This is a genomic window from Streptomyces sp. NPDC017940 (assembly GCF_044328435.1).
In the GTDB taxonomy this organism is placed as follows: domain Bacteria; phylum Actinomycetota; class Actinomycetes; order Streptomycetales; family Streptomycetaceae; genus Streptomyces.
Window position 1 is genome coordinate 16,670 of record NZ_JBIRHJ010000016.1, and the last position, 12,562, is coordinate 29,231.

The 12,562-nt window shown below is 70.1% G+C and carries 18 protein-coding genes; 9 read left to right on the plus strand and 9 right to left on the minus strand.

The features are described from left to right. From ACH4DX_RS34065 to ACH4DX_RS34080, 4 genes are all read right to left on the minus strand, one after another. On the minus strand, positions 1 to 288 hold a 288-nt coding region (locus ACH4DX_RS34065; protein ID WP_398157917.1), incomplete at its 3' end, for a hypothetical protein. A gap of 311 nt (positions 289 to 599) precedes the next feature. Next, a complete protein-coding gene (locus ACH4DX_RS34070) occupies positions 600 to 896 on the minus strand; it encodes a hypothetical protein (RefSeq protein WP_398157918.1) in 297 nt (98 codons plus the stop codon). Next, positions 893 to 1,090 carry a YlcI/YnfO family protein gene (locus ACH4DX_RS34075; RefSeq protein ID WP_398157919.1) on the minus strand — a complete coding sequence of 66 codons (198 nt, stop codon included), beginning with the start codon at positions 1,088 to 1,090 and terminating at the stop codon, positions 893 to 895. Before ACH4DX_RS34075 ends, ACH4DX_RS34070 begins: the two co-directional genes overlap by 4 nt. 134 nt (positions 1,091 to 1,224) lie before the next feature. Further along, the gene (locus ACH4DX_RS34080) at positions 1,225 to 1,731 is read right to left on the minus strand and encodes a hypothetical protein (protein ID WP_398157920.1); all 507 of its coding nucleotides are present in this window, start codon (positions 1,729 to 1,731) and stop codon (positions 1,225 to 1,227) included. A 150-nt stretch (positions 1,732 to 1,881) separates the two neighbouring features. Between ACH4DX_RS34080 and ACH4DX_RS34085 the strand changes: the two genes are divergently transcribed. From ACH4DX_RS34085 to ACH4DX_RS34110, 6 genes are all read left to right on the plus strand, one after another. After that, positions 1,882 to 2,091: a hypothetical protein gene (locus ACH4DX_RS34085; protein ID WP_398157921.1), complete on the plus strand. Its 210-nt coding sequence runs from the start codon at positions 1,882 to 1,884 to the stop codon at positions 2,089 to 2,091. Positions 2,092 to 2,172: 81 nt separating this feature from the next. Further along, on the plus strand, positions 2,173 to 2,349 hold the full coding sequence (locus ACH4DX_RS34090) for a hypothetical protein (protein ID WP_398157922.1): 177 nt from the start codon (positions 2,173 to 2,175) through the stop codon (positions 2,347 to 2,349). A 35-nt stretch (positions 2,350 to 2,384) separates the two neighbouring features. After that, positions 2,385 to 3,353, plus strand: a complete 969-nt coding sequence (locus ACH4DX_RS34095; RefSeq protein WP_398157923.1) for an ATP-dependent DNA ligase — start codon at positions 2,385 to 2,387, stop codon at positions 3,351 to 3,353. 422 nt (positions 3,354 to 3,775) lie between these two features. Further along, positions 3,776 to 4,417, plus strand: coding sequence for a sigma-70 family RNA polymerase sigma factor (locus ACH4DX_RS34100; RefSeq protein ID WP_398157924.1), 642 nt, complete (start codon positions 3,776 to 3,778; stop codon positions 4,415 to 4,417). Continuing rightward, a complete protein-coding gene (locus tag ACH4DX_RS34105) occupies positions 4,417 to 5,076 on the plus strand; it encodes a hypothetical protein (RefSeq protein ID WP_398157925.1) in 660 nt (219 codons plus the stop codon). Before ACH4DX_RS34100 ends, ACH4DX_RS34105 begins: the two co-directional genes overlap by 1 nt. A 121-nt stretch (positions 5,077 to 5,197) precedes the next feature. Beyond that, positions 5,198 to 5,407 (plus strand): hypothetical protein, encoded by a 210-nt coding sequence (locus ACH4DX_RS34110; RefSeq protein WP_398157926.1) that lies wholly within the window; start codon positions 5,198 to 5,200, stop codon positions 5,405 to 5,407. 148 nt (positions 5,408 to 5,555) lie between these two features. On the opposite strand, the gene ACH4DX_RS34115 is transcribed toward ACH4DX_RS34110, so the two are convergent. Next, positions 5,556 to 6,461, minus strand: a complete 906-nt coding sequence (locus ACH4DX_RS34115; protein ID WP_398157927.1) for a LysR family transcriptional regulator — start codon at positions 6,459 to 6,461, stop codon at positions 5,556 to 5,558. A 73-nt stretch (positions 6,462 to 6,534) separates the two neighbouring features. On the opposite strand from ACH4DX_RS34115, the gene ACH4DX_RS34120 reads away from it, so the two are divergent. Further along, positions 6,535 to 7,467 (plus strand): EamA family transporter, encoded by a 933-nt coding sequence (locus tag ACH4DX_RS34120; protein ID WP_398157928.1) that lies wholly within the window; start codon positions 6,535 to 6,537, stop codon positions 7,465 to 7,467. 413 nt (positions 7,468 to 7,880) lie between these two features. Here the strand turns inward: ACH4DX_RS34120 and ACH4DX_RS34125 are convergent, their stop codons facing one another. From ACH4DX_RS34125 to ACH4DX_RS34135, 3 genes are all read right to left on the minus strand, one after another. Beyond that, a complete protein-coding gene (locus tag ACH4DX_RS34125; protein ID WP_398157929.1) occupies positions 7,881 to 8,180 on the minus strand; it encodes a hypothetical protein in 300 nt (99 codons plus the stop codon). 109 nt (positions 8,181 to 8,289) lie between these two features. Then, complete coding sequence (locus tag ACH4DX_RS34130) at positions 8,290 to 8,574, minus strand: hypothetical protein (protein ID WP_398157930.1); 285 nt, start codon at positions 8,572 to 8,574, stop codon at positions 8,290 to 8,292. A gap of 111 nt (positions 8,575 to 8,685) precedes the next feature. Continuing rightward, the gene (locus ACH4DX_RS34135; RefSeq protein WP_398157931.1) at positions 8,686 to 10,176 is read right to left on the minus strand and encodes a replication-relaxation family protein; all 1,491 of its coding nucleotides are present in this window, start codon (positions 10,174 to 10,176) and stop codon (positions 8,686 to 8,688) included. Positions 10,177 to 10,475: 299 nt separating this feature from the next. On the opposite strand from ACH4DX_RS34135, the gene ACH4DX_RS34140 reads away from it, so the two are divergent. Together ACH4DX_RS34140 and ACH4DX_RS34145 are read left to right on the plus strand one after the other, a co-directional pair. Then, on the plus strand, positions 10,476 to 10,631 hold the full coding sequence (locus ACH4DX_RS34140) for a hypothetical protein (protein ID WP_398157932.1): 156 nt from the start codon (positions 10,476 to 10,478) through the stop codon (positions 10,629 to 10,631). Further along, entirely contained in the window at positions 10,631 to 10,903 is a 273-nt protein-coding gene (locus ACH4DX_RS34145) for a hypothetical protein (protein ID WP_398157933.1), read from the plus strand. Before ACH4DX_RS34140 ends, ACH4DX_RS34145 begins: the two co-directional genes overlap by 1 nt. Before the next feature lie 1,311 nt (positions 10,904 to 12,214). Here the strand turns inward: ACH4DX_RS34145 and ACH4DX_RS34150 are convergent. Beyond that, entirely contained in the window at positions 12,215 to 12,541 is a 327-nt protein-coding gene (locus ACH4DX_RS34150) for a hypothetical protein (RefSeq protein ID WP_398157934.1), read from the minus strand. Positions 12,542 to 12,562 lie beyond the last annotated feature (21 nt).

Genomic DNA, 12,562 nt, shown 5'->3' on the forward strand with positions numbered 1-12,562 from the left:
GGCGGAGACGGCGGAGACGGCGGAGACGGCGGAGACGGCGGAGACGGCGGAGACGGCGGAGACGGCGGAGACGGCGGCGACGGCGGAGACGGCGGCGACGGCGGCGACGGCGGAGACGGCGGCGACGGCGGAGACGGCGGCGACGGCGGAGACGGCGGCGACGGCGGAGACGGCGGCGACGGCGGAGACGGCGGCGACGGGCCCGACCGCGGCCACCCCGGCAGGCAGTGAGTGATGTTCCTGCACGTTCCAACTGGTCACCGCGTTGAGGGAACACGCTTCGGGCACGCGTGACAGTTTCACGATTCCCCGAAACGATCCCTTCCCGGAGGACAAGGCGCGGACGGCCCGCAGATGCCCCGGGGACCCCGGATCTGTTCGCACAACCCGTTCTCACTCAAAGTCAGGGCGCACCCCCTTGTGGGAACTGGGTTGTGAGGGCATCCGGGCCATGACGGGCCCGCACAAAGCCACTCCGTCCGACGCCGACGATGTCGAGCGTTACCCGTGCCCGCGGTACGCGGGCGAGCCCGGCTCGTCGTGCCACTCGCTCGCCGGGGCGGTGGCCGGGACCTACCACACGGGCCGCTTCACAGGCACTACAGGTCCAGGACGGCGCGCAGCGCCTGGTCCACGCGCACCATGGCCTCCTGGCCGACGTCGCCGCGCAGCTTGGCGCCGTCGAAGCGGCTGCTGCGCAGTTGTACGAGGTTCACGGCCACGGCCGTGCAGGGCAGGGGGTCGTCGATGACGACGGACATCGCGGTGTCGGGGTAGCGGCCCGCCGGGTGCAGCACGATGACCAGGACCGCGCCGTAGGCCTCCTCCAAGCCGGTCAGGGAGACGATCAGAACGTCCCGGCCATCGGGCAGCGTCCAGATCTCACCGCGCCTCACAGGCTGTCCCCCTCGCCCGCCAGGTCCTCACCCAGGCCGAGCCCGGCGAGCTGGTGGGCCGCGTCCAAGGTCGCGGCGCGCCGGGCCGCGCGCACCACGTAGGCGTTCACGCTCAGGCCCGCTTCGGCCGCCGCGGCCCTAATCGCGGGCGCGAGATCGTCAGGAACCCGCAGGGTCATTGTGGTCACAGACATGCCACCACAATAGCCACCACACTGTGGTGGCACGGGAAGATGGCAGGGCCCAGAGTCTGGTCCTGCGCGGGCTTGGAGCTCGGTAGGGCACGCACACCCGGCTCCCCGCCTGTCCCGCGGCGGCGTGTGCCGGGTCAGTCCAGGGCACCGCCGAGGGCCGTCAGCAGTGCGCGCTCGCATGCTCCGGGGCCGTTGACGAAGTCCACGAAGTCCGCGATCAGCGCGAGCGCGCACCCCATCGCGATCCGCTCACTATCGGGGACTGCCCCGGCCGCATCGCGCCAGGCAACCGGATCACGGTCCTCGAAGGCCACGGTCACCACCTGGCGCACCATCGGCAGATCGGCCGCATCCACCTGCTCCGGCCACTGCTTGACGATCTTGTTCATCAGCTTGTCGATGAACCGTTCGGTGAACCCTGCACCGCCGGGGCGGCCCGCGCCGAGCAGGTCGACCGCGCCGCCGATCAGTGCCACGGTCCCCCGGGCCACTTCGTCGGTGCCGTAGAGGGCCGTGGCCTTCGCGATGCGATCGGCCAGGGCAGAAACCCGTTCCAGGTCCTCTGCCGAGCGCAGCACACACACCTGGTCCCATGCCGCCTGCACCGCACCGACCCTGATCCGGGCACCGCTCGTCGCCATGAGAGGGAGCCTAGCCACGCGCCCCGGCCGCCAGAGGGCGATCGGCACATGAAGGCCGGGGCGGGCCGCTGGTCGAACTCTTGCGTCACTTGTCTGTATATCCTGCTCAAAAGTGGCTGATTTCAGCCACCCAGAACAGGACACAACACCATGACCACGACGCCCCCGCCACCGGCCACCGAGCCGGACCCCTCCACCTTCCACTGCTCCAGCGACCAAGTCGGACTCTGCGCCGCCTGCCACCGCAAGACCCAGCGGTACGGACGCGGCGGATCACCACTGTGCCAGTGGTGCGCGGCGCCGGTGATGGCGCAGTGGGGCCCCAACGTGCGCTTCACCGACACCCGCGGCCAGCGGTAGCGATCGGCCCGACGGGTGGGGGGCGTGGCTGCTCCTGGCGTGCCGCGCCGCCGGTGGCCGGGGCAGGGTGAGGGTGGCCGCATGGGACGTGAGACGCCGATGGGTAGGGAAACCGCCGACCGGATCGGCGCCGCAGCCGAGCAAGATCCGCACAGCGCGACCGCCGTGTCCGGGTTCGACGAGCGGGCCGACGCAGCCGCAGAGCGCAACGACCCTGACGGCTACGACGACCTGGACGACGATCTGGACGACGCCTGACGCCGGTGCCCGCGCCGTGGCCGCTCCCGGCCCCCATGCTCGCGGCCTCCGTGAACGATCCGGAGCTCCCGGCGGGCTGGGCAGCCGAGGTCAAGTGGGACGGCTTCCGCGCCCTGCTGTCCGTCGACGGCGGCCAGGTCGTGCTGCGCTCACGGCGCGGCACCGACATGGCGCCCGCCTTCCCCGAGATCGTGAGCGCCGCAGCCCATCAGTTGCCGGACGCCACCGCCCTGGACGGGGAGTTGATCGTGTGGGAGGCGGGCGAGGCGGGCCGGATCGCGTTCGAGCGCTTGCAGAACCGGCTGCACCGCCGCGGTGCCGGCGCACGGCAAGCCGCCGCCCAAGCGCCCGCCCACTTCGTGGCGTTCGACCTGCTGCGCCGCTCCGGGACCGACACCACCCACTGGCCCTACCTCCAGCGCAGGACCGCGCTGGAAGCCCTCTTCCGGCAGCAGCGGCTGACGGCACCGTGGGCACTGTGCCCCTCGACCACCGACCCAGCGACCGTGCGCGAATGGCTGACGACCTGGGGAGCGGTCGGGGTGGAAGGTGTCATCTTCAAGCGGCTTCAGGACCCCTACCGGCCCGGGGTGCGGGGGTGGCGCAAGTACAAGGTGTACGAGACCGGCGAGGCCATCGTCGGCGCCGTCACCGGCCCGCTGACCACCCCGCGCACCCTGCTGCTCGGCCTCTACGACGACACAGGCCGCCTTCAGTACACCGGCCGCACCACCACCCTCGCCCGGACCGCAGGCACTACTACCGGAAACCTGCTCACGGCCGCGGGCCCAGGGCACCCATGGACGGGCTGGACGTTCTCTGCCGGTTGGGGCACCCGCACCACGCTGGACGTGACACTGGTCGACCCCGAGCTGGTGGCAGAAGTCGGCGTCGACGTCGCCCGCGACAGCTCCGGCCGATGGCGGCACCCCGTGCGTTTCCACCGCGCACGCCCCGACCTCTCCCCCACCGACATCCCGCGCCTGTCGCCATCGCCACACTGACGGCGGTGGGGCGAGGCTTCGGAGACCGCGCCGCCGGGCATCGAGGAGCCGTCACCCCTGCTGGGTTGAGTCCAGAAGATGAGCAGCATGGTTCGGGTCTGGTGTGCGTGCTGTCCGGCTTCGCCCAACTTCAGTGTGACGGTTGCCACTTGCCGGAAGGGAACTCGTCATGTGTAGGTAAACGGCAGTTCACTGGCGCAGCTCAGAGGGTCTTTCTGGACGGTTGTGCACCACTCGTGAACACGTTCCGCAGTTAATCATGATCACAGGGTCATTTTTTTGTGCAGTCGTTGAGTGAGCGGGCGCGTTTCTCGGCAGGGTGGTCATTAGAGCCGCCCGGCTCACCGGTGAGCGCCCTGGTGGGACACGCGCCGCCAACCTCCGTACATACAGGGATATGTGATGACCACTGTGAGGTCTGCGTGACCGATGACGATCACGCGCTGACGGACGCGTTCGGGTTCCCCCTGCAAAGCGGCCCCGACACGCCTTCCGCGCTGCGCACAGGACTGCCCATCGACTACGAAGGGTTCTACCTGGGCCAGCAGGAGTTCTTCCACGCCTTCGCCGAACTCCACCTCGGCCACCGCAGCGCGGCCGAACTCGTCGTGCACGACGTGTTCCTGGAGATACTGGCGACCTGGGACGACCTGCTGAGCGAAGCCGACCTCGAGCAGCGCGCGATGGCGGTCCTGAGCCGTCACGTCAGCGGGCGCCTCACCCAGGAGCAGCGTCCCCCGGCGTTCGTCATCAACGCCCCCATATCCCGCAACCTTGCCGCGATCCGCGCCGAGATGGAGCTGGCCCCCAGCAACGCCGGCCTGTACGAGGCCATGCTGGACTTGCCGACCCGCCAGTACAACGCGGTCGTGCTCAGGTACGTACTCAACTACCCGGTTACGCGCATCGCCCGCTACATGGGGCTTGACACACGCACCGTGGACTACCACATCCGCAAGGGCCGCGAACGCCTGCGCGTCCTGCTGCAGCTTCCCGCCGACGGGGACCGCCGCAAGAAGGCCGCCCCGACCAGGGAGAACACCAAAGAGACCAAGGGGGAATGATGAGGACGCTCGATGACGTGCTCGCCGGCGCCGCCATGCCGGTGCACACGCCCAGCAAATTCGACGTCGGCGCGGCACTCAAGCGCCTGGCCGTCGACGCCGGCCGCGCAAGGACCACCGCGGACACCCAGCTCGCCGCCCAGGCCGGACAGCGCCTGACCGTGATCGCCCGCTGGATGCTCAACGCACCGCACGCCGCTCACCACGTCGACCAGCTCGCCCAGGGCAACCCGGACCTGCCCGTCGAGGAGACCAACCTCGACGTCGAGGGCGCCGCGGTGTTCGCCTCGCTCCTGCACCTGACCGGACAGCACCCCGAATCCGCCCAGTTCTGGTGGCAACTGGCCGCAGGCGCCGGACACCGCGCCTCCGCCTACTGCCTCCACCTGCACCACACCGCCCTCGGCGAGCAGCGCGAGGCCTCCCACTGGTTGCACCAGGTCATCTACGACCTCGGAGAGAAGCTCGACGACGCCTACTTCGAGAAAGTCGAAGCGATCACCCGCTACCTCTACCCCCGCCCCGCAGGGACCGCACCCCTCACCGGAGGCCTGGAGATGGAAGTCGACCGCCTCGCCGACGACGGCGCCCCGTGCGTGATCGTGCCCCGCCCCGACCGGCGCCTGGCCCAGGCCCTGCGCGAACACAGCCGCACCTGACCCCGACAAGCAGCAAGGAGCCCCTCCTTTCGCGTCCCCGGTTTCCTAGGCCAACGGGACGCAAGGGCTCCTCGCATCGCACGACATCCCCCGACACACCGCTGCGACGAAGGACGCCTCTATGAAGGTTAGCCGCTGGCACCGGATCGCACACCGCATCCGCCAGACCACACTCGACACCAGCCGCGCCATCGCCCGACGCGGCCGCCGCACCCGCGACTGGGCCCACGCCCGCCGCCGCCCCGCCCTCAGCCAGGTACTGCGCGGCATCTGCTTCGGCTTCGGCAGCGGCCTGGTCACCCTCACCGTCTTCTGGCTCACCCACCGCTGACCCCCGGCACCCCGCCGTGCGGCGGGCAGTGTTCCGCCTGCGGCTGCCCGCCCATGTTGGGTAGAGCGCGGGTCCTGTTCCTCGGGTATCAGGCCGTTACGCCGCCGAACGACCGAAGCACCATGCACCGCCGCCCGCCTCATGTGTGTCAGTTACCGACACCTGACGCTGAGTGACGCAGCGCCTCCAGGCCCGCGTTGACGATTGGGTGGCTGGTGCTGCCGCGCCGTACGGCGGTGAGCAGTTGTCGTACGGGAGTCGATTCGCCCAGCAGAGGGACTCGCTCTACGGCGTGCTGTGGCAGGGGCACGATCCTTGGCAGGAGGCAGACGCCGAGCCCCTCCGCGACGAGCGAGGAGACTGCGTACCACTCCTTGACCTGGTGGGTGATGCGCGGGGTGAAGCCGGCGGCTGCGCACGCCGCCAGGAGCAGGGGGTAGGAGTCGTTGTTGTGTTTCTTCACGATCCACGCTTGATCGGCCGCTTCGAGGAGGTGGACTCCCTCGGGGCGGGCGAGCCTGTGGCTGGCGGCGACCAGCAGGTCCTGGTGGTCGGTCAACAGCGGAGTCTGCTCGAATCGGGCGTCGGTGACGGGCGGTGCGTCCGGGCCGGGCAGCACCAGGGCGATGTCTGCTTCGTCGGCGAGCAGCAGCCGGTAGCTGTCGGTGCTCTCTTCCTCGGTGATCAGCGGTTCCACCAGCGGATGGGCTGTGCGCAGGGCGGTGACGGCCGGTGCGGCGAGCGTGGCCAGTGCGGAGGAGACTCCGCACAGCCGCAGTGTGCCCTGGACGGCCGCGCTGTGCTGGGCCAGTTCTGCCTGGGCCGCCTCCCACTGGAGCCGGAGCGTGTCGGCGTGCCGGAGCACGATGTGGGCGGCGGGTGTCAGCCGCACGCGTCGGCCCTCGGGTCGCAGCAGTTCCACCTCGAGATCACGGGCCAGCAGACGCAGCTGTTGGGAGACGGCCGAGGGGGTCAGGTGCAGGACGGCAGCGGTGGCCGTCACTGTTCCGTGCTCGGCGAGTGTCCGCAGGACGTACAGCCGGTGGTCGATCATAAAGCCGAGCCTAAACGTTTATCGTCAAAAACCTTTGCTGGACGTGGATGCTTGGGGCGTCAAGCCTGGAGTCATGAACAAGCTTCCCGCTCCCGCGCTGATGCTGGGCAGCGTGCTGAGCATCCAGTTCGGGCAGGCCATCGGCAAACAGCTTGCTGGCGCCGTGGGAGCGTCCGGGGTGGTAGCACTGCGCCTCGGGCTGGCCGCAGTGCTCCTGCTCCTCCTCCACCACCCTGCCATGCCGCGCAGCCGTACGGACGTAAGCGTGATACTCGGCTTCGGTACGGCGATCGCGGGCATGAACTTGATCTATCCCGCGTTGACCCTCTTGCCTCTGGGCCTGGCCAGCGCTCTGCAACTCCTCGGCCCGATCACCCTCGCGCTGCTCACCTCCCGCCGCGTCCTCGATGCGGGATGCGCCGTCCTGGCCGCGGGCGGCGTGTGGCTCTTCTACGCTCCCAGCGGCGCCCGCTTCCCGCTCGGTGGCGTGCTTCTCGCTCTGGCCTCCGGGGCCTGCATGGCCGCCTACCTGCTGCTGAGCAAGCAAGCGGGAGCCAAGAGCACGGGAGGAGGCTCGCTTGCCCTGGCGTTGGCCTGGGCGGCGGCGCTGACGGTGCCGCTGGGCGTGATGCAGGAAGGGACGCACCTGCTCAACCCGCAAGTACTGCTGACCGGCATGGTGGTGGCGGTGTTGTCGGCCGTGCTGCCGTACTCCCTGGAGTTGGCAGCTCTGCGACGCCTGCCGACACGGACGGTAGGCGTGCTGGCCAGTCTTGAGCCAGCGAGTGCGGGCCTCGCAGGAGTACTGGTCCTGGACGAACACCTGAGAATGGTGCAATGGGCGGCCCTGGCATGCGTGACCACGGCAAGCGCAGGGACGGTGATCCGTCAGGAAGCCGAACAGCCCACCGAACCGCCAACGCCGCACCGCCCCATAGGAACCTCCACTGCCAGCGAGTCACCTCTAAAGACGTCATCCCGAACTCTGCCCAAGCGCACCGAATAGCGCACCACCGAAATATCGCCTCTTCACCAGTTGGACAGCAGTGTGGAGGCCGCGGAGTACCGGGCGGGGGTCCGGGCCCCCGAGCACGTGCGGCCGGTCAACGGCATCGACTACGACAAGGTCCCCACCGAGCCTCTTCCGTCAGCGCCGACGTCGATGGTGCGCGAGGCCCTCGGGGAGCGCCGGCTTTCGGGCTGGGTGCTGACGAAGGGGCGGGGCACGGCTCGCGGTGTACTGCACCCGCCGGACTGCAAGGAAGCGCCGCAGGGGGCGCCGCTGCTCGGTGTGGAGCAGGCCCTGAACGTCGCGGAGAACCGGGGGGGCACAGCTGTGCACGCTGTGCGGGTGCGCTCAGGAACTGACGCCGATGCTGCGCGGCTTCGACCACATCGAAGACGCCTGACGCGCGTCGGTCAGGGCGTGTCGCCGGAGTGGAAGCGGCACACCACACCCAGGCCGCCCGATGGGCGCGGGTCGTCGGGGCGCGGGTCGTACAGCGCCCGGCCGCCGAGCCACCGCTCCAGCTCGGGTATCAGGGCGACGCCGTCGTCTATCTCTTCCGGCCGCCAGCCCGTGATGTCGAGCAGCAGCCCGTCCAGCGGCCCGCCGACCAGTGCGGCGTACGTCTGGTGCGGCAACGGGCCCGGGCTGGGGGCGTCGTGGTCACGGCCGTACACCCGGCCGCGCAGCAGTTGCTCGTCATCGGCGTTCATCCGGCCAACCTCCCAGCCACCGCCGACAGCGAAAGGCCGGCGGCGACCAGAAGTCCGGCCTCTCCCGTCCTGCGGGAGGGCACGGGGGCGCCCTCTCGCAGAACGGGCGTCAGGCGCAGGGCAGCCGGTCGCAGGCGGGCCAGCCGATGCGCACCCCACTGCGGATCAGCGCGGTGATGCGGTCGACCTGGCACGTGAGCGGCTGCTCCTGGGTGAAACGGCGCAGCGCCCGGTACACGCCGTCGTGCAGGTGGCCGTCGGTCATCGTGGACGCCTGCTCCTGCAGATCGTCGAGGATCTGCCCGGCACGGGCCGCACGGGACAGGGCGACGTCGGCGAGCGGCCCTTCGGCGAAGCCGTTGCGTATGGACAGGCCGGGCTCGATGGAGGTCATGGTGATGGTCCTTCCCGCCCGGCCGCGCTGGTCTCCCGGTTGGAGACGCCGTCGCGGGACCGAGCAGGCGGGAAGGTAGAACACCGAGTTCGTTGGCGTCGCGTCGTGCGTCTATCGGCGACGCCCGAACAGGCCGCGGCCCTTCTTCGCGTCCGCTTGGGCCGCCTCCCGCGCCGCGGCCTCCTCCGCCTCGCGGCGTGCAGCGCGCTCAGCCTCCGCGCTTGCGACGTCCTCCTGCTGGCACGGCCCGCACAGGGTGTCTCCGGTGCTTCGGCATGAGATCTGGATGACCGACTGCCAGCGTTCGTCGGTGAACTTCGTCCCGCACCGGGTGCACACCGGCCGCTGCGCTTCGCGCTCCGCGGCCTTGCGTTTTGCCTGCCGCCGGCGGGACTGCTCTTCCTCCCTCCGGTAGAGCCGCTCGCCGTCCGGGTTGTCCAGGGCCTCGCTCAGCGTCTGCCACTCCCCGCGCCCGAGCCGCCGCCACACCGGGCCCGCGGCTCCGGCCGGATCGGCGCAGATCCGCTCCAGCTCGGTGACGACCACGGGCACCGCACGGTGGTAGTCGACGGCCGTGAACCTGGCCCACGGGTACGGGGTGCCGGCGAAGTAGCGGCGCGCGGCCTGCTCCAGGCGCCGCATCCGGCTCTCGCGCTGTGCGGCCGTCTTGCCTGTGAACACGAACGCCACCGGCACGTAGCCCTCCCGCCCGGGCGCCGGGTAGATCCGCGACCACAGCCGGAAGTCGTGCACCGCCGCCCCCTGCCGCCGGGCCGCCTTCTCCCTGTCCTTGTCGGCCTTCGGCGCCAGGAGCTCGAACCAGTCGCTGTAGCGGCGCAGCTTCGCCGTCAGGTCGTCGACGGGCTCGTTGACGCGGTCGACCTCCAGGAGCATCGCGGGCACCCCGGCGTCCGGGGCGCGCATCGTCAGGTCGGCGTACTGGGTGTACCCGTACGGCAGGCGGTGGGCGATCTCGGTCTGCCAGGACAGCGGGGTGCCGTACCCGGCTCCGGTGAGCACGGCCGCGGTCGAGGTGACGGCGGCGGCGTGTTCGTCGTAGCCGTCGCCGTCGACCGGCTCTCCGTCGTCGTCGTACTGGAGCTTGCGCAGCACGGACATCCGCGCGCTCTTCGGGAGTAGCTGCTTGGCTTCCTTGTGTCCTCGCTCGGTCAGCACCCACAGCTGATGTCCCGACTCCAGTCGTGTCTCCACCCGGACCTTCCCTTCGCCCTTGAGGGCGTTGAGGGTGTCCCTCGTGCACCGGTCATGCCGGTCGCCGGGCCGGAGCATCCGCCACAGGTGTTCAGCGGTAGCCCTCTGAAAGATCCCCAGAGCCGTCAGCACTTCCTTCTTCCTGGTGTGGGTCGGCTTCCATGTCTGCTTCTGCTTCAAAGACTTAGAAGGGTTGTCGAACGTGCCGGTGGCCCTGTTCTGGCGGGGCTGACCTGCGGATACGCGCCCGGCGGGCGAAGTAGCCGTGGAGGGGGCGATGGAGGGGCCCGTGGAGGGAGCCTGCGGGACCTGGTCGACGTCGCTGGCGGGCGCCTGGTGGTCGGTGTCGCGCGGTTCGCGGGCGGGGTCGGGGGTGAGGTCGGCGGGCACGGTGTCCTCGGTTTCTCCGGCCTGCGGGCCGGGTCGGTGAGTGTCCGGCCCGCACGCGGAGGTGTGCACGAGCCGGGGCCACCGTCGGAAAGCACCCCTTGTCCGCTGTCTGACGCTCAGCCCTGGGAGGTGTCCGTTTCCGCCTTGACTAGGTATCTGCTGAGCGGTTTGTCCGTGAGCGACGCCACAGCCAGCCACCTCGTCCCGGCGGGCGCGGCCTCTGTCCACAGGGCCCGGCTTCGAAGGTGTGATCACCGGCCGGGCGCAGCAGGCGCGCGGCCCCCAGGTAAGGAGTCGTCATGGAGACGACGTCGTCGAAGCTGCCCGCGTTGACCCCGGGGCAGATCTGGCGGGCCGCCGATTACGTGGAGTTGGTCTGGCACGACCAGGACACCGAGGAGGCGCGGGCCCGGCTGGAGAAGTTCCGCCAGGACGGCAAGGACCGGCCCGGCTGATGGGCGAGTTCGGTGCTCTGCTGCTGGCCGACCACCTCACTGCCGTGCCCGATGAACACGCCGACTGTGAGTCCGCGTACGTGATGGACAAGCTCGTGGCGGTGGCGAGCCGGTACTTCAATCGGTGGTGCTACTCGGGCGGCGGGGCAGAGGTCGCCTACATCGCGGCGGGGTTCCTGATCGAAGTCATGCAGGAGGTCGACCAGGTGAGCCAGTTCCGCGCCGACGTCCGCGGGGACGTTCCCCGGTGGCTGGCGGCTGCGGCTTGCTGAGCCGGGCCGCCGTCGGGACGGTGCCCGGGGACGGAGATTTACTCCTCCCCTGGGCGCTGTCCCATTCGGGTGGGATGTAGCAGGTAGCGAACCCGGTCAAGGAGCGATGCGCCGGTCGGGCCCCGGCAGTGGGCATCGGATGTAGTGCACTCTCCACTCCGATGCCGTGCACTCCCAGTCCGGTGTCGCGCATCGGATGCCGTCCACTCTCCGCATCGGATGCGGTGACATTGGGTGGGCTCCACTGCGCACGGTGGCGTCCACCCCCCACCAGTGGTGCGCACCGTCGTTCGCGCGCCGCGCGCCATCGGTGCGGTGGTGCGGTCTGGTGCGCGCACCATCGGTGCGGCCTCGGTGGTGGTGCGCGCACCAGTCGTCCCGCACCGCGGCGCGCGGCGTCCTGCTGGGTGACGCGCAACGCCTCCTTCACGAGGCCGGATCGAGCGAAGTTCCTATATCACAGCCCCCCTTGACTTCGATCCGCCCAAAGTCCCGAATGTGCGTTATGAGACCTCTGCACGTGTGGCAGATCACAGATAAGAGGTCGGGAGGCGGGGCCGGTGGGCGCGCGCCGCACCACGGCCGCGTGGTGCGCACGCACTTGGGCAGGCGGTGCGCTCGGTGCGCGCACGGTGCGCGCGATGCTGTACATCGTCGACATCGGGTGCGCGCACCGGATGCCGAGTGGTCCCACTCCCCCGTCGGCCAGTGCCCTTGGAGTGGGCTCCACTCCCACTCGGTGGACATCGCGGTGGGCACCACTCTCCACTCGATGTGCGCCACGGTGGAGTCCACTCCCACTGGGTGGCGCACCAGGATGGGCTCCACTCTCCGGGCGGTGCATCGTCGGGCCGTACAGACGCGGGCGCCCCACGGACGGCTGGTCCGTGGGGCGCCGGATGTGCCGCGGTCAGTTCTCCAGCATGACCTGGAGGTCGCCCAGGCTCAGCTCGTTCGTCCACGGTCTGCGGCAGTGCTCTGCGTCCAGGCGACGATCGCCGGGTGAGCATCCTCGTACCGCGTGCCGGCGGGCGTGGTCCCTCCGTCGTTGCGGGCGAGCTGGGTGAGGCAGGCGGCCAGGGCGTGCGGGCCGCCGCCGCTGTAGCCGATGTTGTAACCGACGCCGTGCTTCTGCGGCAGGATCGACAGGCCCCCTTGTCGGTCCGGGCCCAGAACAGGCCGCGGCCGGTATGGAAGCTGCTGAAGATGTCGTCAGGGCGCAGTTCGAGCGGGGCGTAGGTGGTGTAGCTCCACTGGTCGCCTCCCTCGCCTCGGAGCCTGCGGTGCTCGCCCACAACCGGCAGCCCGAACTCAGGGTCGTAGAAAGTCCGGCGACAGCGACAACCCGTCCCCGCGAAAGGCCGCCGGGCTGTTCTTGTCCTCCTCCACGCACGGGTGGAACAGCACTGGGATGTCCGTGGGCGTCACCAGCGTGCAGTGCATTGCGTTCGGCTCGCAGCGCTCCAGCCTGATCCGCCACTCCTGGAAGTGCGGTGTCACGGTCTGCTGCGCCTCGATGTCCAGCTCGGCATTCAGCGACGACGCGACGGTGCCGCGCTGGAGCTCGGTGTAGAGGACGAAGTGCAGGTAGCCGGTCGTCGGGTCGGACAGGTTCAGGTCGTGGGCCTCGAAGGTCAACGTGGCACTCCCATGCGGGCT

What these genes read in the sequence shown, in the direction of transcription:
- ACH4DX_RS34095 (WP_398157923.1), top strand. Translation starts at nt 2,385, where the DNA reads ATGCTCGCGGCCTCCGTGAACGATCCGGAGCTCCCGGCGGGCTGGGCA.
- ACH4DX_RS34080 (WP_398157920.1), bottom strand. Translation starts at nt 1,731, where the DNA reads ATGGCGACGAGCGGTGCCCGGATCAGGGTCGGTGCGGTGCAGGCGGCA.
- ACH4DX_RS34115 (WP_398157927.1), bottom strand. Translation starts at nt 6,461, where the DNA reads ATGATCGACCACCGGCTGTACGTCCTGCGGACACTCGCCGAGCACGGA.
- ACH4DX_RS34090 (WP_398157922.1), top strand. Translation starts at nt 2,173, where the DNA reads ATGGGACGTGAGACGCCGATGGGTAGGGAAACCGCCGACCGGATCGGC.
- ACH4DX_RS34105 (WP_398157925.1), top strand. Translation starts at nt 4,417, where the DNA reads ATGAGGACGCTCGATGACGTGCTCGCCGGCGCCGCCATGCCGGTGCAC.
- ACH4DX_RS34120 (WP_398157928.1), top strand. Translation starts at nt 6,535, where the DNA reads ATGAACAAGCTTCCCGCTCCCGCGCTGATGCTGGGCAGCGTGCTGAGC.
- ACH4DX_RS34130 (WP_398157930.1), bottom strand. Translation starts at nt 8,574, where the DNA reads ATGACCTCCATCGAGCCCGGCCTGTCCATACGCAACGGCTTCGCCGAA.
- ACH4DX_RS34075 (WP_398157919.1), bottom strand. Translation starts at nt 1,090, where the DNA reads ATGTCTGTGACCACAATGACCCTGCGGGTTCCTGACGATCTCGCGCCC.
- ACH4DX_RS34085 (WP_398157921.1), top strand. Translation starts at nt 1,882, where the DNA reads ATGACCACGACGCCCCCGCCACCGGCCACCGAGCCGGACCCCTCCACC.
- ACH4DX_RS34140 (WP_398157932.1), top strand. Translation starts at nt 10,476, where the DNA reads ATGGAGACGACGTCGTCGAAGCTGCCCGCGTTGACCCCGGGGCAGATC.
- ACH4DX_RS34110 (WP_398157926.1), top strand. Translation starts at nt 5,198, where the DNA reads ATGAAGGTTAGCCGCTGGCACCGGATCGCACACCGCATCCGCCAGACC.
- ACH4DX_RS34125 (WP_398157929.1), bottom strand. Translation starts at nt 8,180, where the DNA reads ATGAACGCCGATGACGAGCAACTGCTGCGCGGCCGGGTGTACGGCCGT.
- ACH4DX_RS34145 (WP_398157933.1), top strand. Translation starts at nt 10,631, where the DNA reads ATGGGCGAGTTCGGTGCTCTGCTGCTGGCCGACCACCTCACTGCCGTG.